This window comes from Paenibacillus mangrovi (assembly GCF_022898935.1).
Classification (GTDB): Bacteria; Bacillota; Bacilli; order Paenibacillales; family Paenibacillaceae; genus Paenibacillus_AQ; species Paenibacillus_AQ mangrovi.
The window spans coordinates 109,122-133,815 of the sequence record NZ_JALIRP010000004.1 but is presented as its reverse complement, the minus strand read 5'-3'; the positions used below and the strand labels follow the sequence as shown (position 1 = coordinate 133,815).

General features: G+C 44.8%; 23 protein-coding genes. 1 reads left to right on the top strand and 22 read right to left on the bottom strand.

What is annotated here, in order from left to right:
• Positions 1–446 precede the first annotated feature (446 nt).
• The 12 genes from MUG84_RS11275 to MUG84_RS11220 all read right to left on the bottom strand — a co-directional run bounded on the left by MUG84_RS11275 (position 447) and on the right by MUG84_RS11220 (position 11,858).
• On the bottom strand, positions 447–1,613 hold the full coding sequence (locus tag MUG84_RS11275; protein ID WP_244725121.1) for an ABC transporter substrate-binding protein: 1,167 nt from the start codon (positions 1,611–1,613) through the stop codon (positions 447–449).
• 638 nt (positions 1,614–2,251) lie between these two features.
• Entirely contained in the window at positions 2,252–2,749 is a 498-nt protein-coding gene (locus MUG84_RS11270; protein WP_244725120.1) for a VOC family protein, read from the bottom strand.
• Positions 2,750–2,966: 217 nt separating this feature from the next.
• Positions 2,967–3,422 (bottom strand): MarR family winged helix-turn-helix transcriptional regulator, encoded by a 456-nt coding sequence (locus tag MUG84_RS11265; RefSeq protein ID WP_244725119.1) that lies wholly within the window; start codon positions 3,420–3,422, stop codon positions 2,967–2,969.
• 689 nt (positions 3,423–4,111) lie between these two features.
• Positions 4,112–5,653, bottom strand: coding sequence for a DUF1349 domain-containing protein (locus tag MUG84_RS11260; protein WP_244725118.1), 1,542 nt, complete (start codon positions 5,651–5,653; stop codon positions 4,112–4,114).
• Positions 5,654–5,730: 77 nt separating this feature from the next.
• A complete protein-coding gene (locus MUG84_RS11255; RefSeq protein WP_244725117.1) occupies positions 5,731–6,834 on the bottom strand; it encodes a sensor histidine kinase in 1,104 nt (367 codons plus the stop codon).
• Positions 6,818–7,513, bottom strand: coding sequence for a response regulator transcription factor (locus MUG84_RS11250; RefSeq protein WP_244725116.1), 696 nt, complete (start codon positions 7,511–7,513; stop codon positions 6,818–6,820). Before MUG84_RS11250 ends, MUG84_RS11255 begins: the two co-directional genes overlap by 17 nt.
• 970 nt (positions 7,514–8,483) lie before the next feature.
• Complete coding sequence (locus tag MUG84_RS11245) at positions 8,484–9,254, bottom strand: ABC transporter permease (protein WP_244725115.1); 771 nt, start codon at positions 9,252–9,254, stop codon at positions 8,484–8,486.
• Complete coding sequence (locus tag MUG84_RS11240) at positions 9,255–10,013, bottom strand: ABC transporter ATP-binding protein (RefSeq protein ID WP_244725114.1); 759 nt, start codon at positions 10,011–10,013, stop codon at positions 9,255–9,257.
• Between the two features lie 15 nt (positions 10,014–10,028).
• Entirely contained in the window at positions 10,029–10,379 is a 351-nt protein-coding gene (locus MUG84_RS11235) for a DUF1048 domain-containing protein (RefSeq protein WP_244725113.1), read from the bottom strand.
• Positions 10,380–10,388: 9 nt separating this feature from the next.
• Positions 10,389–10,736: a DUF1048 domain-containing protein gene (locus tag MUG84_RS11230; RefSeq protein ID WP_244725112.1), complete on the bottom strand. Its 348-nt coding sequence runs from the start codon at positions 10,734–10,736 to the stop codon at positions 10,389–10,391.
• A complete protein-coding gene (locus tag MUG84_RS11225; protein ID WP_280521299.1) occupies positions 10,733–11,041 on the bottom strand; it encodes a PadR family transcriptional regulator in 309 nt (102 codons plus the stop codon). The genes MUG84_RS11230 and MUG84_RS11225 overlap by 4 nt, the downstream gene beginning before the upstream one ends.
• 355 nt (positions 11,042–11,396) lie before the next feature.
• Positions 11,397–11,858 (bottom strand): M20/M25/M40 family metallo-hydrolase, encoded by a 462-nt coding sequence (locus MUG84_RS11220; protein ID WP_244725110.1) that lies wholly within the window; start codon positions 11,856–11,858, stop codon positions 11,397–11,399.
• Between the two features lie 326 nt (positions 11,859–12,184).
• Between MUG84_RS11220 and MUG84_RS11215 the strand changes: the two genes are divergently transcribed.
• Positions 12,185–13,108 (top strand): hypothetical protein, encoded by a 924-nt coding sequence (locus MUG84_RS11215; protein WP_244725109.1) that lies wholly within the window; start codon positions 12,185–12,187, stop codon positions 13,106–13,108.
• Between the two features lie 1,491 nt (positions 13,109–14,599).
• Here MUG84_RS11215 and MUG84_RS11210 read toward each other — a convergent pair.
• The 10 genes from MUG84_RS11210 to MUG84_RS11165 all read right to left on the bottom strand — a co-directional run bounded on the left by MUG84_RS11210 (position 14,600) and on the right by MUG84_RS11165 (position 24,279).
• Positions 14,600–14,755: a hypothetical protein gene (locus MUG84_RS11210; RefSeq protein WP_244725108.1), complete on the bottom strand. Its 156-nt coding sequence runs from the start codon at positions 14,753–14,755 to the stop codon at positions 14,600–14,602.
• A 220-nt stretch (positions 14,756–14,975) separates the two neighbouring features.
• Complete coding sequence (locus MUG84_RS11205) at positions 14,976–16,163, bottom strand: epoxide hydrolase family protein (RefSeq protein WP_244725107.1); 1,188 nt, start codon at positions 16,161–16,163, stop codon at positions 14,976–14,978.
• Between the two features lie 85 nt (positions 16,164–16,248).
• The gene (locus tag MUG84_RS11200; RefSeq protein ID WP_244725106.1) at positions 16,249–17,193 is read right to left on the bottom strand and encodes a helix-turn-helix transcriptional regulator; all 945 of its coding nucleotides are present in this window, start codon (positions 17,191–17,193) and stop codon (positions 16,249–16,251) included.
• A gap of 289 nt (positions 17,194–17,482) precedes the next feature.
• Complete coding sequence (locus MUG84_RS11195) at positions 17,483–17,938, bottom strand: carbohydrate kinase family protein (RefSeq protein WP_244725105.1); 456 nt, start codon at positions 17,936–17,938, stop codon at positions 17,483–17,485.
• 55 nt (positions 17,939–17,993) lie between these two features.
• On the bottom strand, positions 17,994–18,998 hold the full coding sequence (locus tag MUG84_RS11190; RefSeq protein ID WP_244725104.1) for a LacI family DNA-binding transcriptional regulator: 1,005 nt from the start codon (positions 18,996–18,998) through the stop codon (positions 17,994–17,996).
• Positions 18,999–19,026: 28 nt separating this feature from the next.
• A complete protein-coding gene (locus MUG84_RS11185) occupies positions 19,027–19,917 on the bottom strand; it encodes a CehA/McbA family metallohydrolase (RefSeq protein ID WP_244725103.1) in 891 nt (296 codons plus the stop codon).
• 24 nt (positions 19,918–19,941) lie between these two features.
• Positions 19,942–20,850 carry a carbohydrate ABC transporter permease gene (locus tag MUG84_RS11180; RefSeq protein ID WP_425313193.1) on the bottom strand — a complete coding sequence of 303 codons (909 nt, stop codon included), beginning with the start codon at positions 20,848–20,850 and terminating at the stop codon, positions 19,942–19,944.
• 90 nt (positions 20,851–20,940) lie between these two features.
• Entirely contained in the window at positions 20,941–22,671 is a 1,731-nt protein-coding gene (locus MUG84_RS11175) for a type 2 periplasmic-binding domain-containing protein (RefSeq protein WP_244725102.1), read from the bottom strand.
• Between the two features lie 90 nt (positions 22,672–22,761).
• Complete coding sequence (locus tag MUG84_RS11170; protein ID WP_244725101.1) at positions 22,762–23,709, bottom strand: ABC transporter permease; 948 nt, start codon at positions 23,707–23,709, stop codon at positions 22,762–22,764.
• A 312-nt stretch (positions 23,710–24,021) separates the two neighbouring features.
• Positions 24,022–24,279, bottom strand: a complete 258-nt coding sequence (locus tag MUG84_RS11165; protein WP_244725100.1) for a glycerophosphodiester phosphodiesterase family protein — start codon at positions 24,277–24,279, stop codon at positions 24,022–24,024.
• Between the last annotated feature and the right edge of the window lie 415 nt (positions 24,280–24,694).

Here is a 24,694-nt window from a genome sequence, read left to right as displayed (position 1 = left end):
TAATTCAGAATCATTTTCGTCAGCTTTTTTCCACACTTCTCGCTATTTGTATTAGTCCCTCTCCCCTTCATAGGAAGAGTGCGAAATTATATTCTGCAGTAGACCAACTGCTTTTTCTGAAAATGCGGTTGCTCCAAACAAAGCTGCCGTTTGATCTAAGTGGGATATTATGGCTCGTATCATTTGTATATCGGATGCCGTCAGTATTAGCGCGGGCAGTACATAAGTTTTATCCTCGTATTGGTACCCCCGCCTTTTAGGATTGTATACCAGTGGAGCACAAAGCGTATTTGTTAAATATTCGATGTCCCTGCAGGCTTGCCGGACGGATATCTCAAAATGCTCCGACAAATGACCGCTATTAGGGTACTTCCCGAACCGTACTTGTTCATCAAACCACAGGATTCGATGCATATTGCCCATTTTGTCTCACCACACGTTCCGTTCTAAGTGTGAAGCATTTCGTCGTACTCTCTTGCGATTCTTCTTAAGCGCTCCTCTACATTGATCCGATTTTCACGAAAAATCCATTCTTGGAATACATCATTGTTCCAAAAGCGCCATAGCTTCATGCTGGACACATCAAACGCGCCCTGCCTTGCATTCTCTAACGATTTGAGAAAAGGGCTATATAAGGGATCGGACTGCTGTCCGCTTATTTCAGCTACAGTACGCGACACCGCCAGATTATGTTTAGCCCATTCTCTTCCCGATTCTGTATGTGGTGAAGCAAGCTCCTGAAGAAATGCCCAGGCTAACTGGACATCTTGGCACTGTGCGGAAATGCAGTATCCATATACTTGTACAATGTTGCGCAGCGGCCCTTCTCCCATACTAGGAGGCATAACAACGCCAAACTGTTCCCGTTGCTCACGCCTCATTGGTTTGATCGTCCAGTTCGCATCGTAATACATGGCCATCTTATTATGTCTGAAGCAAGAGATCCATGTATCCCTACCCACATCTTCAAACGGCGTCACTTCGAGGGGGTGATACATCTCCAGATACCTTTGAATCGTTTCCACGGTTTCGGGGGAATCCAGATAACCAGTTGCTCTCATGCCATCCTCGGATAAAAACGCGCCTCCGTTGCTCCACACAAGAGGTTCCACCGGAAGAAGCCTCGGGACCAAATAAGCCCCGTAGCGGATCACTTCTCCGTCAACGTCATAGCTGTTCAATATTCGTGCCTTTTTCACAAACTCATCCCAGGCCCAATTCTCCTTTGGGTAAGTAATTCCCGCGTGGTCAAATAGAGCTTTGTTATAGAAAACCCCTGTCACTTCCGCCATGACCGGAATGGCTCCAACTCTCCCTTGATCCTTAACTGCTTGAAGCACCGACGGATAGAAGTCCAACAAGCCGAACGATCCATCTTCCAACAGCGGGGTGAGTTCCTGAATGAGCTTCCGATCGAGAAGGTTTCCGATGTTGCTACCGTCCCACTCGATCAGATCAGGGGCATTGCCATCTTGGATACGCTGCTCGAGGATCTCTCTAGGCAGAGTTTCGATCTCAATAACCGTCCCTCTGTGCTGCTCCTCGAAGCTTTTTTTTGCCAATTCAAGTACATTCTTTTTTTTATCATCGCTCACTGTTACCGTCAATCTCATTTGCATGCACTCCTTCTCTAACTGACATAATCATACAATAACTGGTATGACATAACGTGTCATGGTAAGTAAAATTGTTTTGGGAAAGGCTTTTTTACCTTATCGGGAATGAAGCAGCATGCATATAATTATTTTCAATACGTCAAAAGTCGGGCTGGGTAGGCTTCAGATAAAGCTCCAGATTGCCTCTCTTTAGGGCATTACGTTGTTCTGAAAGATGTGGCATTTCTTCTTTCAAAGGAATGAGTAAGTTTTTGAAAAGGGAATCTAGTGAATTGAGTTGGATGGCAACTGGTCTCCTTGGCCATGTCGATTCCGACAACAAGATGAGAAGTGGTAATTCGTTCAATTCGTTGATTTTGTCTGGCCGATTGCTTAAACTTCATATAAGAGCGCCTCCTTGATGGTGTTGGGTATCATACCCGTCGACAAACCCATCATGCCGAGGTGCTTCTTTTTTGACAAAGTCCATTTCTTGAACTAACAGGAATGTTTAGCGCAATGACGGCTGCCCTGCGGCGATCAGTTTCGTTCCGCTGCCAGCCACGGCTACCCGCACCTCATTGGCATCTGCCAGCATATGTGGGGAAAATTAGGCTAAAGCAAATCCGTTCCTGATCTCTATTCCAAGCTTGCTCCTAATGATTTCGCTCCTTGGGCCAAGCGGCTTCCAACTGAATTCCGTTATTATCAATAAAAATGAAATTACGCAGGCTCCCCTGATCATATATATCCGTCATCACAACTTCGTGGGCATTCAATTTCTTGCGGAGAGTCATTCCATCTTGTTCGGATGTGAGAGCAAATGCAATATGTTGAAGCCCTCCGGGTAGGAACCGATATAGATCTAACGACTCCGGCTTTACCGATAGACGCCTTAAAGAATCAGCACTTTGAAAGATTTGGGCATCCGGGTATTCGAAAAAATGGATTCCCCAAGATTTTGTATTGCCGGGCTTTACAAAACAGTGCCTACCCCGTTGTGGTGTTGCCGGATAGAGCGACGTCACTTGCATGCCAAGCACCTTCTCATAGAAGTTAATAGTACCGTCCAAGTCAGAAGTAACTAAGGCCACATGGTGGAAACCTGACCAATTGAAACTTTCTAATCCAGATTTTTGCGATTGCTCATTCATGAATGGCTCTCTCCTTTATTCTCATTTGAGAAATCAATTTGAACCGTACTCCTGCGATGACAGCAAATATGATCCCCACTGTCCAACTAACACGGCTTCGAAACCATGGTTGTTGATCATTTCAGTTACCGTCGCACCAATCACACGCATCCATTTTTTTATTTTATAGCCTCTTCTATTAATTAATTAGAATTCTAACTATATGAGTAAAAAAACGTTACTCCTTTTGAAATATACCGACCATTTTCACAAGGAGCGTCTTCAAGGATTCAAACTCAGCAGCTGTCATCCCTTCCTTAACCCTCTCTTCCACTAAAGCAGTAAAATGCTTTGTCTCTTCTGCTATTTTCAGGCCTGCGTCCGTTAGATAGATTTGTTTGTATCGGCCATCCTGTGGATGATCCTTGCGGATAATGAGTCCCTTATTCGCCAGTCCGTTCATCAAACTGGTAACGCTCGGCCGCTCGATCATTAGAATAGGTTCCAATTGCGATGGCGTGATGCCCGGATAATGGCGGATAACGCCCAACGCGCTCCACTGAGTATGGGTTAGACCCAGCGGTCTTAACTGCTCCTCCACTTCTTTGCGGAGCGTAATATAGCCTGTTTTTACTACCCGACCGATCGGTCCTTTATCCCATTGCCAATCCTCATGCTCGCTTACTTTCATCATTACGCCCCTCCTATAGTTAGATAGTTAGAATTCTAATTAAATTATACCTAAAAAACTTGAATTGTAAAGGGGTTCTTCATCAAACTAATCCGCTGCCTTCATGGGGATCAGCAGCTTGTAAAGAAGTTCTTCTTTCAGAAGTAAAATACCGAGCATAGAAAGAACGCCGGTAAAACCCCAATACATCAAAGGGGACTGACCCCATAACGTGAGACAAATTAAAACACCTTCAAGAGAATGCAACCATGTCGTAAGATATGGAGACAACCCTGGAGTTGTTTTTGCATTGGCAATAAGAGTTAGTTACCCCACCAGTCCCGGTTCATTTCCGAAGACTGGCTGCTTAGACTTGAAAGGTGTTTTGATCCCTGTCTCACAAACAGGGGGCAGTCCCGTCGATGAACTATGGTGCCATAGAGCCCATCCGTTAGTCTGACTCCAACGACCACGGTGCATCACAGATTGTCGCTCCCTTTCGAGAAGCATTCATGGGAGATTAATCCTACTCTGGCTGCACCAGCCTCACTTTTATCGCAAATAAAACGCGGAAACCGTACGCTAAGCAATTATAAGGAAAATGCCGGAATTTCCGTACGCTAAGGAATTCCGGCTTCTGTAGTGTTTCTGCTAGCTATCCGGTCCAAAGGTTGACTGTACAAGATATCCTCATTTAGACCCTGAAATATTCTTTATATCCTTGTGAAAACCTGCCTCAGCTGTTCACGTTGCAGCATGAAGACGGTCAGACCGAAAGCCAGCGCAGTGTAACCGCAAAGCACAGCAAAGCCAGCCCATGGTGTCAACGGGTAATATCCCATCTGCGGTACATAGGCGCCAATTACCTGTGGGTACTCCGTTAAGCTCTGATGGATCGCGAACCCAGCAGCTGGGGTGAGTTTTAACAGCCACTGTGATGCGCCCGGGTGCAGAACGTTAGCAAGGATATAGGGGAGGACGACTGCCGCAATACTGGCAATCACCGCCACAATCCTACGCCGGAATAAGGCAGCGAGTGCGAGTGAAAAAATAGCAACTACGGCGAGGAGTGCAGCGGTACCAAGTATTACACGCAACTCGGTAAACAGAGTTATAGGAAGTATTTGAATTCCGTTTGAGAGCAGGATTTGCCTGCATAGTGAAACTGTAACTATAACGGCAGCCAGCCCGACAACAAACGTGACGGTACCCAGCACAATTGCCTTCGCTGCGAGCACCCGGTCTTGCCGTGTACTCGCAGGTTGAGTGTTGCGAGTCAAGCCTCGTCGATTATCGGTGGTGACAAACAGCACCGCCACAATAATCACTGCTATCAGCCCGAATAACACACCAATAAGGAATTGCTCAATACGCCAGTTACCATTAGTTCCAGTTTGCGGCGCGATGTCACCAACTCCCGTTACTGCGAACCGACTACCAGACTCCTCCACCCTGCCTGGGTGATGCAGCGTTTTCCCATCGGGTTCGATGTCGACGCCCACATCGTCACGGCTCCATGGGCCATGTAGGTTGACCTGGTCGAAGACGGCAGTGACCTCACTAAAGCGGGCCGCATACCCGACACCGTCGAACCTGAGGTCACCGGGGGAAGCAGCAAACATTCCGATCTGCACTATGTCCGGCAGATCCATCTGAACCGTGTCGATCTTGATCCACTGCTTACCATCAAAGGACTCGTAGCCGATCAGCATGTCCCCCTCGCGGGTGAGCCGCAGCCAGCGAGGAGAGTTCTCCAAAACGCCACCCGGCCGACTAGCCGTGTCGTGGGTGAAGTTGTGCTGCATGTGCACACCATGCTCGGCGGTGACCATTACCGCCACATACGGTGCACCCTGGCGAACACCGTCCTTGATCATGACACCGGCCTTCGCCCATGGTACCATCCCTGGCACGGGATTGGGGCCAGGTCCGATCGTGCCACTAGGTGGAGGTTCCTTGATCCGGCCCGTCATTGAGGTCAGCCGGACCGTGATACTGCCGTCTCTCGTCAGCGACCTATGCACAAAGTAGAACTTATCGGTCACCGCTTCGCCATCCGGCCCCACCAGAATAGGGGGAGAGCCACCTCCGTTCGAACTGGTGACAGAGATGAACAGACCGGGTAGCATGATGAGTAGAACCGCGCTTACAATTCCGATCACCAAGCCGCGGTTTTTTAGGAAATTAGTCCACTCTGCGCGCACCAATTTCGCGAAGCCATCGGCCTCTGTGTTTATTGTCTGTTTAAAAGTCATCGCTTTGCCTCCTTAACCGGCTATCCTGTACCAATAACCTTGATACTCACGATAACTTAGGCAAGGTTAAATGACGGTTAATTTTTTGGCAGTATAACTGTTACTTTTGTAAAAACATCAACTTCACTCTCAAATAAAATTTCTCCGTTGTGCTTTTCTATGATGGTTTTTGCGATGGAAAGCCCAAGCCCACTGCCTCCCAATTCCCTAGAACGGGAGGTGTCAATTCTATAGAATGGCTCGAAGATACTTTCCAATTCCTCCTCAGGAATGCCTATCCCGTTATCCTTGATATTGACAGTCACAAAATCATCATTCTGTGCTGCTGTAACCACAACTTCTTCGTTCAATTTATTGTATTTCACGGCGTTCTGAACAAGATTAAAGAAAGCCCTTTGTAAAAGCACTTTTTCACCGAATAGCATAATATCTGAGATATTGTTTTTTATGAGGACATTTTTAACTTTGCTGTTTTCCGATAATGCCAAAATAATATCTTCAAACATATCTTTCGCATCAAAACTTTCACAGATATCAGCATTAATGGCGTTATTCATCTTCAGCAAATCATATACCAGGGTACTCAGTCGCTGAGCGTTTGTAAGGGTATCGTCCAAAACCTCTTTATATTCCTGAACAGAAGGATTTTTATCCAGTTGTAACACCTCAATATTCGCAATAATACCGGCAAGTGGCGTTTTTAGCTCATGGGCGGCATTTGCCGCAAATTGTTTTTGATGATTAAATGACTTCTCCAATTTCAAAATCATATGGTTAAAGGACGCTGCGAGCCTTGCGACTTCGTCATTCGTGTCAAAACCTTCAAGGCGCTGGAACAGCTTGTTTTCGTCAATAGTTTCAATACGCTTGGTTAGATCGGCGACCGGTTTTAACGTCTTTCCGGCGACGAAATAAGAGGCGGCCGTACCTAATACGATCATAATGAACATATAAGCGACGCTGGCGTAAGTGAAATTATTGTTTATTCTATCAGTTGCGGGTGGCTCCTTAGATAGATTCGACAGTGTTGTATTGAAATTATAGTCTTCAGCAGGTACCGCGTACATTTTTTGCGCCGTAAAAACAGATGAAGTCGTCAGCAGTACACAGATGGTGGTCAGAACAACCGTAGTCAAAATGGTAAGCCTTAACCGCAGGGGGAACTTATTTAGTAGTATCATCAGCAAACTCCTTAGTGATGAAATATCCAAGCCCTCTGGTGTTGTTAATCAGTTCCTTATCCCCGATATATTTTGCCAGTTTCTTTTTCAAGGAATTGATATGTACCTTGAAAGAGTTGGAGAACAAATCCGCCTCGCTGTCCCAAACATGCTCAATCAGCTCTTCGGCGCTCACGATTCGGTCTTTATTCATAAAGAGGTATTCAAGTATGGAGTATTCCTTCTTTGTCAATTCAACCTTTTGTTCATTCACAGTAACATACTTCAGAGCGGTATTGATCTTAACATTTTCATGCATATGGACAGAATCCTTTTGAATAAACTCCCGGCGGAGCAATGCGCGTATACGGGCCTCAAGCTCTTTGAAATGAAAGGGTTTTGACAGATAATCATTTGCTCCGGCATCAAGCCCGGAAATTTTGTCCTCGACTTCCGCTCTTGCGGATAAAATCAACACCCGAAGCCCCTTATTCGTTTTTCGAACTTCTTTGAGAACATCCATTCCGTTCATTTTAGGTAGATTCAGATCGAGCACAACCAAATCATATGGATATATATCGATAAGCTCCAAAGCTTGCTTGCCATCGTTTGCCGGATCAACAGCATAACCATATTTTTTCAACCCATTGCACAAAGCTTTTTGTAAGGACATTTCATCCTCAACAACTAAAACTCTCATTTCTCCACCTCCGTTATATAATCCTATATAGTTATACACAATTTCCAGCACGCAGCCTCGTTGATGGTTTTTGACGATTACGTTTAAGCAGTTGCAACTTGTCGATCCGATTCTTCCGGATTGGGTCAGCTAAGTTTGATTTTATAGTTAGCACAACGCGGCTGCCGATCATACCGGTGTCAGCCGCGTTTTAGATATAGTGTCCCGTTAGCGTAACTCACTATCTGACCCAAGACGATAAATAGCAGGTCTGAAATATTTCCCAACCTTCTCAAGCTCGTTCATTATGTAGCTTATTAATACCGGTCCCTCGAAAATACAAATTGATAAGTCAACAGCGCTCTCCGTGCATGGTAATTCTTGCAGACCAGAACAACATTCTTGGGTTGTACTCCTCGTTGTTGTATAACCTTCAAGAATCCCCTGGTGAAATAACATTGCAGCCCTTTCAATTAATTGAGGATGACTCGCGCCAGGTATTAATATTACATCCGATATCTTTATCTCGGTTTAAAAAAACATAAAATCACTTATGCAATCAAACGGGTAAGACACAATAAAGACCTCTTCAGTAATTCTGGAGAATTCCATTATAATCCATAAAACTGATATTTGGGCTCTAGGAATCTTGGAATTGTTGAGCAAATCTGCTCGTTACTTCAATGAATACAGGGAGCAGCTACGGCAGTAATCTCCTCCTTGGCTATTCAACAAACGTGTTCCGTTAGCTCGACGGCATCCACGATTTGACGCCTACTCCAATAAAAAAGAGAACAGGCCACCCGTGGCAGTCTGCTCCCTAATTATATTTAATACTCCTTACTTCGATATAAAAGGAGTGATAGAACATCCCTTCACTGCGACGGGATTGATTTCAACGAGCAAAACTGATGAAGCTAGCGCTTTGAAATGTGGATGGCCCTTTACTTGATGTTTTTATTGATCACTTTCATTATAATACATACAAACATTAAGCTGCATTCCGTTTGTATGCGCGCATCGCAAATAGATATGCGACGATCATTATCCCTAAGCACCACGCTAAAGCGACCCAGATATCATTGCCTACCGGTTGATTTGACAATAGTGCACGGATGGCCTCTACGATAGACGTCACCGGCTGGTTCTCGGCAAACGCGCGAACGGCTCTCGGCATCGACTCGGTCGGTACAAACGCCGAGCTGATAAACGGCAGGAAGATTAAAGGATAGGAAAAGGCGCTTGCTCCCTCCACCGTTTTTGCGGACAGTCCGGCAATAGCCGCGATCCAAGTCAAAGCCAGCGTAAACAGCACAAGTATACCGGCTACGGCAAGCCAAGACAGTACCCCGGAGGGCGAACGAAAGCCCATAATGAGCGCTACGAGTATGATGACGACAACAGAAATGACGTTGGATATCACTGAGGTCAGCACGTGCCCCCACAGCACGGTGGAACGCGCAATCGGCATGGAGTGAAAACGCTCAATGATGCCCCGCTGCTTATCCAAGAACAGGCGGTAAGCCACGTAAGCCACCCCGCTGGCAATAGCCATAAGCAGTATACCAGGCAATAGGTAGTTCACATAGTTATCCGTACCGGTTTGGATTGCGCCGCCGAACACATAGACGAATAGCAGCATCATTGCAATCGGAGTGATGCAGACCGTGAAGATGGTGTCCATACTGCGGAAAATATGGCGCATGGAACGTCCGAGCATCACGCTCATGTCGCTGAAAAAATGGTTTTTTGCCGTCTCCATTTACATGGCCTCCTTTTTACCGATGATTGCGAGGAATATTTCCTCCAATGTCGGCTGTTTTTCAACATACTCAACCTTTGCGGATGGAAACAGCTTTTTCAGTTCCGCGAGCGTGCCGTTGGCGATAATCCTGCCCTCGTGCAGAATGGCAATTTGGTCGGCAAGCTGCTCAGCTTCCTCTAGATACTGCGTGGTCAGGAATACTGTCGTGCCGCCGTTGGCAAGCTCCTTTACAATCTTCCAAACCTCTATACGTGCCTCGGGATCAAGCCCGGTGGTTGGCTCGTCGAGGAAAATGATCTGCGGTTTGCCCACAAGGCTCAAGGCGATGTCGAGCCTACGGCGCATACCACCTGAATAAGTAGATGGCTTACGGTCGGCCGCGTCAGTTAAGCCGAAACGTTTCAGCAAATCGTCCGCAACTTGACGCGGATGATCCAGATGCCGCAGTTTGGCAATCATGATCAGATTTTCCCGCCCGGTCAATATCTCGTCAACCGCGGCAAATTGCCCGGTCAAACTAATCGACTGCCGCACATGGTACGGCTTTGACGCGACGTCAAAGCCGTTTACGGTGGCGGTGCCTCCGTTCTGTTTGAGCAGCGTGGTGAGGATTCTAACAATCGTCGTCTTGCCCGCGCCGTTGGAGCCAAGCAGGGCGAAAATCTCACCTCGCTTCACTTCAAAATCGACGCCCTTTAGGACTTCTGTGTCCTTGAAAGACTTTCGCAGACCTTTCACATCAATTGCTTTTTCCATCCCGCTATCCCCCTTTTACTTTTTTTTATCCGTAACCTTTTTCATGGCCTTGCTAACTTCTTGGTTAACAGATTCTTGATAGATGTCAGCGTAAGTTTTGGAATCTTTGATTAGATCGTCGCAGAAAGCTGCAACGTCACTGCCCGTCACATCGAGTACGCCTTTCCCCAAGGCTGCGCCCTCTTCAAAAAGATCGATAATCCCCGATAGCAAACCCGTACCTTCGGTTAGTTCCACAGGGCCAACCTTAAAGAGATATTTTTGAATCTCTTTATAAACAATCTGATAATCTCGCGGGAGCGCTTTGACACGTGCCACGTGCGCTCTCCACTCTTTTTTGCCTTGGATGATATCTTGTATTCTCATTTTATCCTCCTATTTGCCTAATTTTTTAGCGATATTATTGTTGAGTTGCTCACGCCACTTGTCGCGATAAGACTTTGCCCCTTCTTCGCCGGCCAGCGCCGAACAGAAGCCTTTGATATCATCACCCAATACCTCTTGGACACTCTGACCGTCCTCCGCCGCTTCCTCAAGCAGGACAAGCACACCGTCAAGAATTGGTATGAGGTTTCGACCGGTGAAATCTGAGTGCGGCCAAAGATTGGCATTAATTTTTTTCCATGCCGCTTGATAATCAGCCGGTAGCTTTTTGACTCGCGATTCAAAACTTTTGAATTCTTTAGTCATATCACTGCCGGTGATTTTTTCCCAAAAATTCATTGTTTTTTCTCCTTTAACTCGTTAATTTTTGATGATACGAACTCCCATTTTTCCCAGAACTTCCGTAGTTCCTCGCGCCCCGCGTCATTGATCGCGAAAAACTTTCGCGGCGGTCCCATTTCGGAGGGCTTTTTGGTGATCTCCACCAACTTGTTTTTTTCAAGCCGGATCAGGATGGTGTACACCGTTCCCTCCACAACATCTGTGAAGCCAAGAGCGTTCAGCGTCCGCGTGATTTCGTAGCCGTAGGTTTCTTTGCGGCTTATTATTTCTAGGACACAGCCCTCAAGCACGCCTTTGAGCATTTCCGTTAAGTTTTCCAATTCAATCACCCTTCACTATTCTGTACGACTGGTATGCAGTGTTACTTACTACAGCTATAAAGTAACACGTAGTAGTTGAATTGTCAATAGCGTTATCTCTGACACGGATTTTATATTTTCAACTATCCTGCCCTTTAGCTGAACGGGCTGCTAATGATTCCAGCAGCCTGTTCGTCATGATGCTATTGTGTCCCGTATGCGTATTGGCTGTATCTTTGACATCTATCTACCTAAAATGACAAGAACATTGTCCGATTCCTCTTTGGGTTGTACTCCATCTTTTGTACGCCAACAAGAAAAAGCGTCTTGCAAACATCAGAAAAAAACATCTTTGATTTTATAAGTGGCTTAATTCATATAATGCTTTGGCGTAGATGGCTGTCGCTTTGATTAAATCATCGATTTCTATAAATTCATCAATTTGGTGAGAGCTATCTACCTTATCAGGGAAAAGCGCACCGTAAGCCACCGCATTTTTCATTAACGTCGCATACGTTGCCCCGCCCGATGTTAAAAGTGTGGGTTCATCCCCTGTAATCGATTGATAAGCCGATTGTAGTGTTTTAATCATTGGATGATCGGCAGGGATATAATGTGTAGAGAATTGCTGCGCATCAGCGATTGTGAAATGGCAGGTCTCAGCTTTTTTCGTGATCATTTCAATCGTATGTTGGTAATCATTATTTAATGGGAAGCGAATGTTCAACTGAATTGAACCACCATCTGCATGATTGTAATTGAAAATGCCGGCATTAACCGTTAAAGGCCCGAGCACATCTTCACTGTATTGGATTCCCAACTTTTCCCCAAAAGGTAGGTTCGTTTATATTTTGATCTGCAAAGCAATGACAACAAATGTGCAGACATAAGCTACACATAAGTTGGAACACTCTCGTCTGTCTCCTTTATTCCTCGCATGCTTGCTTTTGCAATGTATCTTACGGGCTTCTTAGGACTATTCCTAAAATAAAAAGCTAGCAAAGATGGAATCGTATGTGGAAAAGCTGCCGTGATTCAGTTTGGTTCGGCTTTAAGTATGTTTTTGGGTCACTTGACCATTATATACGTTCCTATATAGTCTATAATTAGATACATAACATACACATCGCGATGAGGGTGGTTTTCATGAGTACAATTATAAATAGGATTTTGAAACAAATTGGCGATCCAGAATTATTAGATAAACTTCTTTCCCTGTCAAAAGCAGACCTAAATTCTCTACTTCTAGGGCTTTTTGAAAAACAAACGGATAAATTTACTCCTGCGGATGTCTTAAAAACATTTCAATCCAACCGGTTTTCTACCCCCAGCGACGCTAGTCCAGCTAAATTTCATGCATTAGAAACACAGCTATTAACAGCAGCGAAGGAAATGGACATAGAAACTGTTCTACTTTCACCATCAGCGCCTCTTGGTAGTTGTAGTGTTTTTGGATGCGTAGACCAGTACAATGTGGTAAGTGCATTGCGCGGGACGGAAACACTTTCTGATCCCTCCAACATGTTGGCAATTATTATAGCTGATAAATTAAAGAGCAGGACAGAAAACAATATTCTTCCTTTGCACTATGCTACAACTGCAAGAGTTGTTAGAGCACAAGCATTTTCCGGGAGAGGATTTTTAGCTAATTTTGGTCTATTTTGTTTGGTATCTTCGGGTAAAGATAGTGGTTCTTACATCTGTGAAAAAGAACTACTGACAAAGCACTTCCTTTTCTATAAAGAGCTACTCCGAGAAAAATACAACGCAAAACTATCAATCGTTATGCGAAAAAGAGGCGGCTATACAGACGGCGATGGCTTCTTTGCAAGTATGACCGAAGTTGTGCAAACCATGCTTCCTGACACGCCGCTTTCTCTTAACTATGACAATGATGACAATAAGTATTACCAAGGTATCAATTTCAAGATATATATGGAAAATGAACATGAAAAAATGGAAATTGGCGATGGTGGATTTGTTGATTGGATGAATCAAATGCTCGGTAGCAAAAAGGAGCGGTGCTTGATCAGCGGCATCGGACTAGATCGACTGCTAATGTTGGGCTAATGAAAGGACATAAAGTGACCTTTATTTGCGCATGCCCCTTTCCATTTCAGTCCAGCCACAAGCTCCTCCATGTCTTCTTCTCTCATCTTAATCTAGGGTGAAATCCTGCGAATTCATGAGTCTGAGTGAGGAAACTGAATCATATCGAGGGAGCTTAACGAACAATTATGTCATCCTAATTAAGCCCATCATCCGAATAAGAAAAAAATCGTACCGAATAGTGCTAGGTAATATACTTATATCCACGTTTGAAACGATTTATTGACCATCTTTACATTGTTCATTTTTGCCCAACTCTTTAAATCTGAGGTACCTCCATCTTCATCCTTTAAATACCTAAATGCCATATCCATTGGGACGATTCTCCTCCTGTAAGGTAATATCCCGATAACAGGTTTAAAGTACCCCATGGTCATTATCACTTTAATATCCCTCGAATTAATAATATTCCCATTTAATATGATTTGCTCATTGGATAGGCATAACTCAGTTGGTTTCTTGAAAAATGTTCTGTAGAATGCGAGTAACAGTACAACTAAACATAGAAGAATCACCGTTAACGAAGCGTAGAATACACCTCTATGATCCCATGATCTAAATACAAGAATAGATTGAGTCAATATAATAACAATCATGCCTATAATGCTTCTAATCCTTGTAGGACTCTTAACTGTATGCTTTATTTCCCTCAACATTGTCCCCCCTTGTTCAAATCCCTTATCTTAATATACCATATATTGGAATCACCCTGCCCGTTAGCGCAACGCGGCTGCCGATCCATGCCGGCAGCCGCGTTTTAGTTATTTTATTAAGCTATAGTGTCCGGTTAGCGTAAACCACTCTGAGTAATATTCTTCCTCATCAGTATCCCAGTAAAAAGGTAGCAAAAAGAAGTAACTATAAACAACTTAAATACACTAGGCGTCATCGCTAAGTAAAGGCTTATAGGGAGTGACCAGGGGCTAAAAGGAATATGCCGTTCTTACTAAAACATCATTACTAGCTGGTTCAGGATTGTATGGGTTAATGAAGTTATGAACTATCCATAGTGCTATAGCTCCTAGTGATGAGAACACACCAATATATGTCCAATACTTCACCATACCTCCCCCTTATCAGACTACTTTATTACTCATCAATATGATACCACATATTGGAATTATTCTGCCCGGTAGCTTAATGAAATGGCTGTTGAATAATAATTAGATATTGGTCTAATCGGTAATCGGTACAAGTTCTTGTCCCTCGACATTTGATGACTGACAATTTGGTCTGCAAAGTACTCTAAATGATCCCATATAATTAATGGTGCTCCTATAGGAGGAATTAGTCCCTCTTATTCTCCACAGGTTGTCACCGTAGAAATATTCTTCCTTGAAGCGTAGACTTTCTCCAGAAAAATAAGCATACGCATATGGACATATGATGGGCGCACCTGATCTTTGTTCATATCCAAATCCTCAATATTAATTCATGCTACTTCGGATAACCTCAGTTCGGATCCGAGGATGGCTGTATCCCGCAACGGTGCTTTTCCTGTAAGCTCTCCATCCACCGCTGCAGCTTTTCAAATCCCTCGATAGTGTTACCAAACGACAGGTGCCGATTCGTGAGCACGATTCCACGGTAGTTCGTAACCTGTGCCACATGTGTCTCCTTGGCTATGTCGATCCCTACGACAAGATGCGTACGACGGATTCCGCGGCTCCGTGATTACTTAAATAGCTGACAACGACCGTTGCGCCTCACGCAGCCAATAATAGACACGTTGCTTTTCCGATTCCTCTGCCTCCACCTGTTACAATGACGACTTTTCCTTTTAATTGCATTCAATATACATCCTTTCGTTTACTGGTTTGGAATGAAATTAGCGTAGCTTGTTAAAGAAAGCTCGAATGTCTTCGATTAACAAGTCCGGCGCTTCAAGTGCTGCGAAATGGCCACCTCTGTCAAATTCCGACCATTGCACGACATGATGATCTCGTTCGACCAACCGCCGAATCGAAGAATCGTTCGGAAATACGGCAACGCCTGTCGGAACGGAAGTTCGCGGCCCTGGTACCCCCCACGACACTGAATCTTCCTTGTAAATACGAGCCGAGGACCCCGCAGTCCCGGTAAACCAATATAACGATACGTTAGTCAGCAGCAGGTCGCGAGCTACTGCTTCTTCCGGGAGCGAAAAGGAAGGGTCGGTCCATTCTTTAAATTTCTCGATAATCCATGCCAACTGTCCGACTGGCGAATCCGTGAGGCCATACGAAAGCGTCTGCGGACGCGTTGCCTGAATGACGGCATAGCCCGAGGCTTCAAAGCCATGAGAGGTTAACCTTTTATATCGGTCCATTTCCGCATCGGTCAAACCCACGCTTTCCGAAGGATCTCCTATAGGGAAAGTGGTCAACCCGTTAGAATGAATGCCAATAACACGGTCCGGCGCAATGGATCCTAGTTTTGGAGAAATAATTGCTCCCGTATCTCCTCCTTGAGCGCCAAAGCGATCGTAGCCCAAACGACTCATCAGTTCCGCCCACGCCTTTGCTACACGATTGGTGTTCCAACCAGGTACCGTCGTCGGACCGGACAATCCGAAGCCTGGAATCGAAGGGATGACTACGTGAAAAGCGTCCTCCGATCGACCGCCATGCGCCTTTGGATCGGTTAGCGGACCGATGATATTGATAAATTCGATAATGGACCCCGGCCAACCATGGGTAAGAATCAGCGGTATGGCGCCTTGTTCAGGAGATCGCACATGGAGGAAGTGTATTTGTTGTCCGTCAATCGTAGTTGTATATTGCGGAAATCGGTTCAACGTTTCTTCATACTTTCGCCAGTCGTACCCAGTCCGCCAATATTCTGCGAGTTCGGCAAGATAATGGACAGGTACACCATAATTCCAGTCAACTCCGTCTAATTCGTCAGGCCAGCGGGTGCGTGCCAAGCGCTCACGTAAGTCGTCTATCGATTGCTCAGGAATATGGATTCGGAAAGGTTTGATATCGATGTTATCGTTGCTAGCGATGCCCTCAAGTTGTTGTTCAATCTTACTCATTCGGATTACCTCCTCAAATGTTCGGATCATGGCTTGAAGCATGATCTTGAACCTATGGTAATCCATCCTTGTTGACAACGGGCTGTCAACAACCCCGATATATTTCGCTGATTTCTATCGCGGCTTTTTTTACAGCAGTAGCGATTCTCGTGGGTTCTACCACGAACACCCCTGTTCGAAAACTGAGCAGAAAGCCAATCAACCAGTCGTTGTCCGGGTAATGTACGCGTACGATTAACGACCCATCGGACTGCCGTTCGATTTCGGACTCGTCGAAATGATCTTCGGCTTGAACTTTTGAAACCCCATTGAATTTGAGAACCAAATCGATCATGTTATCTTCGCGCTTTGGGCCCCATTGCTCGTTTAATTCAGATAAAGAAACCGCCCGTCGCTCAAACTTGTCATGGAGCACTGATAATCCGCGGATCCTCGAAAGTCTGAAGTTGCGGAAATCGTTTCGTTGTAAGCAGAAGCCGTACAAATACCAGGTATACCCCTTCAAAACAAGACCCATCGGTTCAATCCGCCGCTCGGTTTCATTTCCCTGCATGTTTGTATAAGTGAAGACAACCACCTTGGATTCTTCGATGGCTTTGCTCAATGCTTCGTATTTTAACTTCTCGGCGTGACTCTTTCGCCAAGGGTTTAGGTCGATCATGACGGGTTCCGTCTTATTGAAACCCTTCCCCTCTGCTTTCGACACTAATGCGCCGACTTTTTCCAATAATACGTCAAGTTTCCCGCCGTTATATGCTTTTGCTGATTGAAGTCCATGCAAGGCAGTCGTGAGCGTGGCGAGCTCATCCATTGATAACATCTGCCTGTCCAGGCGAAAACTCTCCATGATTTCGAAGCCACCTTCTCCACCTGTATAAGAAACGATCGGGATACCTGCCATATTCAATCGTTCCAGATCGCGGTAAATTGTCCGTAAAGACACTTCCAATCGGTCGGCCAAATCCTGCGCTTGCACCCGTTTTCGATTCAATAACAAGATAGTAATGGCCATAAGTCTTTCAAGATTCACCACTTCTTCTCCTCTCTGACTCTCTTCTTTCCATTATGAAATGTGGGGCTTTCGATTAATAAAGATTATTATACAAGCCATCGTTAGTAATGGAAATCAACTTGGTTATTGCGCTAATCTGCCGTTAGCGCAACGAGGCTGTCGATCTATGCCGACAGCCTCCCTTTAGTTATTTATTAAGCTATCGTTTCCCGTTAGTTGAAGTGCACATGTTGCCAGATATCCTTCATCGATTTCGGGAAATTCGACCACATGTCCAGTTTCAGTTTAAACAACTATATCTGATTTTTTATTGTATTAGTAATATCGAAATGGAGGATGACATTAATGTCAAACATGAACAAAGCTGGGATGGCATGAGGTCTTCGATGGCAACATGCTCAACTTGAAGCTCAGCATTCGTCCCTGCATATAAAATGAAGGAGCGATCGTTCTCGGGATTAATCGCGATCGAAATCCTTGTTTTATTCCGATCGTTTCGTTCGATAAATCTGGTATCGATACCACACTCGCTGAATTGTTCGAGGATATATTGTCCGTAATAATCTGTGCCTACGATTCCTTTGAAAGCTAATTTCTTACCCAGTTTGGCAAGCGTCATGCTGAACAATGCCGCGCCGCCTCCGACATGTTGGTTCATGTCGCAGACGAATATCTCTTGTCCCGGAAGCGGCAATTGGTTGCAGCCGACAATCACCAAATCTACGTTTGCCTCTCCGATCACAAAGGCATCATATGTTTTCAACGTAACCCTCTCCCTGTCTCTTCCCGCGGAAACACGCCTTCTCGCCTGAGTTCATTTATATGTTTCTGCAGCTGTCTCGCACTTCCAAGCGGTGGCCTAATATAATGTCTACTTCCTGTTGGATCTCGCCAGATATCAGCTGGAGCAACGTCTCAACGGTAACCTTACCCATATGATGGATAGGCTGTTCCATGGAAGTAATTCTTGGCCGAACCAATTCCGTCAATTGGCTTCCGTCGAAGCCCATCACGGAAATATCCTCAGGCACTCGTAATCCGTGGTCAGCGATACAATTCATGGCTCCAATCGCCATATCGTCGCTGACGGCGAAGACGGCCGTAGGTTGGTGCTTATAACGAAGGAGTTCGCCCATCATGTCATAACCGCTCTTCACTTTATAATCACCAAATCGAATATGCTCGTGGACGATTTTGATCCCATGATCGCTTAGAGCATTCCGATAACCGCTATAGCGATTCTGTCCTGACGTGATATCCCGCAGGTCTCCCCCGATAAATCCAATCCGTTCATGCCCGATCTCGATCAGATACTTCGTTGCATCGTATGCAGCTGTGTAATCATCGACAATGACCGAAATAAAAGATTGATCCATCGGCTTGACGCTCGAGAAAATAACCGGAATATCTAATTTAATTATAAACTCGCGAATTTTCTCATTAATTTTCTCGTGCATGATGATAATGCCTTCGACACGCATCTCTTTGAAGATATTCAAGTATTTATACTCTTTTTCGATATCTTCACTAATGTTACATACGAGCAAGTTGTATTCATTGAAGGTCGCTGTCTGTTCGATAGAGCTCAGTATCGTTGCGTAAAAACTTGAAGTCAGATCCGGTACGATAACGCCAAGCAGATTGGTTTTATTGCGAACCAAACTTCTTGCAATCTGGCTCGGCGCGTAGCCCAAATCTTGAATCGCTTCATTCACTCTATTCTTGAGATCTTCCCTGACATATTTTTCGCCATTCAACACTCTCGATACGGTTGTCGTAGATACGCCCGCACGAATGGCTACGTCCTTAATTTTTACAGTCATCTTCCTCATCCTAATCTTGAACTTAAAATTAATCCTCCTCCAAGAACAAAGGTTGAGAGAATGCCGCATAGCCACCTTCGATATAGGCACTGACACGTACATACCCTTCATCGCCTTGGCATTCGTATTCAATATGTTTCGTTCTGCCTGTTACTTCATGCAGCACTCTTCCTCCGCTACCGAACAACGTAACATATGTATACATTTTGTCGAGCAACGCATTGGATTTCAAATCGATAATGATCTTATTCTGAGCGCATTTGATGGATTCGAACCCAAACCCTGTTGAAACATAGAATCGCCCCTCTTTGATAGCCTGCAGAATGGCTTCTTGCGTGTTTTCTTCCGCCAGCACCATATTCCAGGCTTGCTTCTCCTGCCCATACACATGGGAATCATCATTTCCGAATCCCCAGACTTTCCGGCCAGCGGTTAGGAGCGCATCCCATTTGTCAAAAGCGATATCGTATTCGATATTTCCGTCCCCGTTATAAACCTCTACCCCGGTATAGCGCTCCATAGCCATCATATCTTCCAGTGTCCAGAAGTTAGAGAAATAGCGGTTCGGGTGAACTAAGACACAAATTCCGCCATGGTCTAGCGTTGCATCGGCATACCTTTGATAATTATCGATCGTGAATTCATTCCTGTACTTTTCCATCATGGCATGAGGCGGTTGTACCAATAACATGTGGGATTTCCGACTGCTTACCTCAATGGCTTCAAATACCGTTTCAATCTTGCGTTTCCCTTCCACATTCGTTATTTTGTCATGATCCGAAATGGCAAGAAAATCATAATCTCCATACATCTGATATACGGTTTCGAGCGGGAACCAACCGTCGCTATTGTTCGTATGATTGTGGAAGCTGCCCCGGTGCCATGTTCCTTGCTTATCGTAGGGGTTCAATATTCTCATATCGATCCTTCCTTTTCCAATGAATTATTCTTTAATCGAACCGATCATGACACCCTGGGCAAAATACTTCTGTATAAATGGGTAGATCAGAATAATCGGTGCGACAACGATGATAATCGTAGCCATCTTCATGGAATCCCCGGTCACCTGCATTTTCTCAAGCGCTTCGTATTGGCTCATCCCTGCTGCTGATTCCAGCTTGCTTCGCATGGCTTCCGCGCGCGTTAACATCTCTTGAAGTAAAGTCGAGAGCGGGCGAAGGTCACTCGATCTGACGTAGAATGCTCCCGTAAACCAATCATTCCAATGACCTACAGCGTTAAATAACGCGATGACCGCAATGACGGGCTTACTTAGCGGCATAATGATCCGTATAAAAATGGAGAAGTCGTTATACCCATCGATTCTTGCAGACTCCTCGAGACTCTCATGAATTTGTTGGAAAAAGGTACGCATAATGATTAAATTCCAAGCGCTATACAAGGACGGAATCACATACACCCAAATCGTGTTCGTCAAATGTACGGATTTCAGGAGCATATAATACGGAATGATGCCGCCGCTAAACAACATCGTAAAAAAGATAAACAACGTAAAGAATCGAACGCCGGGCATCGTTTTACTCTTCAGGGTATAAGCGGCCATTGCTGTGAGAAATACGCTGGCAATCGTTCCAAGGAAGGTCCTAAACAAGGATATTCCAAATGCGGTGAGGATATTAGCCGACGTAAGAACTTCGGCAAAATTTTGCAGCGACCATACCCGAGGCCAGAAGTAGATTCCTCCACGCTCTGCATCTTTACCGGCATTAAAGGAAAGAGCAAATATATTTAAAAAAGGAAGAACTATGGATAAACACAATAACGTGATGAGCAAGTAGATTACGACTTTAAAGATCTTTTCCCCGAGCGTCGTCTTATAAAACTCCTTCACTACTCGTATCCCCCTTTCCTTATACAACAAGATCGTGGAGGCCGGCTTTACCGAGATTCGGACAAAACCGGCCTGAGTCCACGCTAATGACTAGAATTTCAGATGCGTTTTGGGATCCGCGTCTTTTTGCTTCAGCAGCTCCAGGAAGGATGGCAAGCCTGTCGCTTCCAATTGCTTGGATGCAGAATCCAGAATTTTCTTCGCTTCGACGGTGTTCTTGGCGTAATAGGCTCGAATCAAGCTATCATCGTAATTTTCGAACGCAGCTTTCAGTTCCGTTCCATGTTCGAAATCACCGATGAACGATAACGGCGTATACCCATCGACAATACTGGCGTTCTTGCGTTTCTCATCCCAGCCCCAGTAATCTGCAATCTTCAGAGCACCTGCATTCACTTCCGGAGCTACAGCATCGCCATACTCCATCTCACCGAAATCAGCCATTCGGTCGATATCCGTACCACCGAGCAGTTCTCCCCAGTAGTTAGATACACCGGCAAATCCAAGTTTCTTCGCTTCATCTGGATTGCTCTGCTTCAAATCAAGGATTTCTTTTTTCGCCAGAGGATTTCCCTTCCCATCCAGCGTATAATCTCTACCTTCAAGACCATACTGCCATAACAGTTTACCTTCACGGCTAGCAAGAAAATCAGCAAGTTTCATGATATCTTGTGGATCTTTGGTCGTCGCCGGGATTGCCCATGCGGAATAACCTGATTTGTAATTGACTTGCATTTGATATGGATGATCCACAGCATCAATGGGTCCTAAAGGCAAATAGTGCATGTCTCTGTTGTATTCTTGATAGTTATGCGTATCTCCGATGATTCCCCATGTCTCGTTAAGTGCGCCTTCAGTTGCACGACTTTCATCGATGGTGAAGAATTCGGGATGGAGCAGCTTCTCGTTCAGCAACTTTTGAACATATTCCACTTTTTTTAGCGCAAATTCGGTTTGACTTTCATGCAAGATGTTGCCGTCTTTGCCCTTATAAATCCGTTGGTCAGAACTTCCCCATTCCAAATCATTAAACAATGCTCCGACCTCCTTACCACCCCAATAGGATGGACCGATCGGCACGACATCTTTCCCATTTTTGTCTTTAAAGTTGCCCGCTTTGATTTTCTTTGCGAGATCATATAGTTTTTCTGTCGTATTAATGGTTCTTGGGTCGATGTTCAATGCTTCTGCAATATCTTTGCGAATATAGGGTCCCCCTGCATATTTACGCGTCGCATAGCCTCCTTGTCTTGCCACGTTCATGTGAACGAAATAAGAGGAACCGTTGAATTCTGGGCGGAACATGACGCCATATTTCGTATCTAGGGGCAGATATTCGTCTTCAAGATACTTGCTGTATATTTTCGTGTCTTTCATCAATGGCGTTAAATCCGTGAACATTTCTTCTCGCGCAGCCTTGAGGACGACAGGCATTTCCGGACGTCCGCTATTGTTCAAATAGAACGTAACGAAATCCGGCAAATCATTCGAAGCTAATCCTGCGATAAGGCCATCGATGGAGTGATCCGCAACCATGATCTCGATTTCCAGATCAATGCCTGTTAGTTCTTTCAGTTTGGCTTTGATTTCTGCATTCATATCTTCCGTATAGTCATCCGTGCCCATGAAGACGAGGCCCTTTACTTTGCGATCAGCGATCCAGGTAGCCGGTTTAGCCGGGTCTTTCGCAACATTTACCGTATCGTTGGGTGTGTTGTCGTTTGACTGCGTCGATGTGTCATTACCGCTGCACCCCATGAGGAGCATGGAAGCCATCAGGGGTATGGAGAGTACTTTGAACCACGTCTTGTTTCTAAGCATTGCATCATCCCTCTTTTCATGTTTTTTGAAAATCGCATATGCATTCTTCCGAAAAAAGAAGTAATTCATGATACGTTCAATCTGGTATCGCTACCATAACGAAGTGTCCGAAACTTTCTTAGAAATCCGATTGGCGGCAACGACAAGTATTAATCCGATCACCCCTTGCATGAGACCAACGGCCGTGGCATAACCATATTGCCCGCCTTGAAGTCCTACCCGAATGACATATGTATCTAATATTTCCGCGAGGTGCATATTACCTGGTGTTCTTAAGAGGTACAGCTGATCGAATCCCGCAGATAATATGTTACCTAACGATAAGATAAACAGAATGAGGATCGTCGGTTTGATCGATGGCAACGTGATATGCCACATCTCTTTCCACCTGCTGGCTCCGTCCATCTTCGCAGCTTCGTACATATCGGGATTAATGCCGGCAATCGCTGCCAAGTAGATGATTGAATCCCATCCGATCGATTTCCAGATGTGGCTCCCGAACATAATTTGATAGAAAAAATGCGGTTCCATCATGTAGAACGTGCTGCCGTCTCCGCCGAAGAAAGAAATCATTTGATTAAGCAACCCGTTATCAGGCGCAAGAAGTCTTTGCGTCAAGCCTACGACGACAACCCAGGATAAGAAATGTGGTAAGTAAGATATGCTCTGTGCAATATTCCTAAAATAACGATTCTTCACTTCGTTGAACATCAGCGCTAAAATGATGGGAAATGGAAGCCCGATGAAAAGCTTCATGCATGAGATAATCAACGTGTTCTTAATAAGCATCGTACTTTGGTAATCATTGAAAAACCGTTCGAAATACTTAAATCCAACCCAAGGGCTCCCGAGAATGCCTTGGTTAAATTTGAACTCTTTAAAGGCAAGAATCAATCCTGTCATCGGGATGTATGAAAATATGATAAAAAAAAGGAGGCAAGGCAGTAACATGAGGTATAGATACTTATGAAGCAGTATATTTCTCCAGAGTTTGGATGACTTAGAAGTGGCAACCGAAGTGTTCACCCGAGTTTGCATGGCTTACAGATCACCTTCTCTTGTGTTAGTGGGTCACAAAATAATGCGTAACGCGAGCATGCAATATATGGTTTTCGAAGGTAAATACGGTTCTATCTGCGGCTAATACGGTGGAATGGAATGACGCGTTAGGTTATATGCTCACCCCTTTCATAAGGATTACTTTTTTATCATAAATTGGAAATGTTAAATGCAAGTCCTTCTTGTATTGATATTTTGTAAAAAACCTCAAGATAAAGCGCGATTCGTTCCGTATGGTATCGATCCGTCATCAGAACATCCTGTAATGTATACCCGATGCTGAGCTTGTAATCAAGAAATCGACTGTAATGTAGGTACGACGCTCTTACTGTCCTTGATATCCAAGTTGAACGTGATCTCATAAGCTTCAGAAACCTTCAATATTTCGTCCAGGCTAGGAATTTCATAGTGTTCATAACCCGGATTCATCTTACGGCGTACATCTTGAGTGTTCAAATGTTCGTATGTATAGGCTTGAAGTAGAGGAGAATCATCATGCAGCAGAATCGCGAAGCCATCTTTGGTGGAACGAATGTCCACTTCAACCATAGCCGCTCGTCGCACCTTCGAGGAAGGAGGTCATCGAATTGTCCGGTGCGTCCCCGCAACCCGTATGGGCGGTAATCATAACTCTTGGTGGATCTACCATATAGCCTCCTTAACTCTTATTAAATTCGAGGTAAGCGCTTTCCTGAAAATTATAATTCATACTCTTGTGAAAGCGCAATCATCATTTAAAATTTATTTTGATAATGTGAGTTTAGTCGTTGAATTTCGAATCACAAGTTCCGGAAGAAGGACTGCGCCACCGTTATTAAATTCTCCTGATCTAAGTGATCGCTGTCTTTTCTGTTGCACATTGCACTATCGTTTCCCGTTCGCTTAACAACGAGTTTAGAAAAATGCCCTCATTGGTACGTTATGGTCCATCGATAGCTTTGTAGCAAAAACAACTGAAACAATG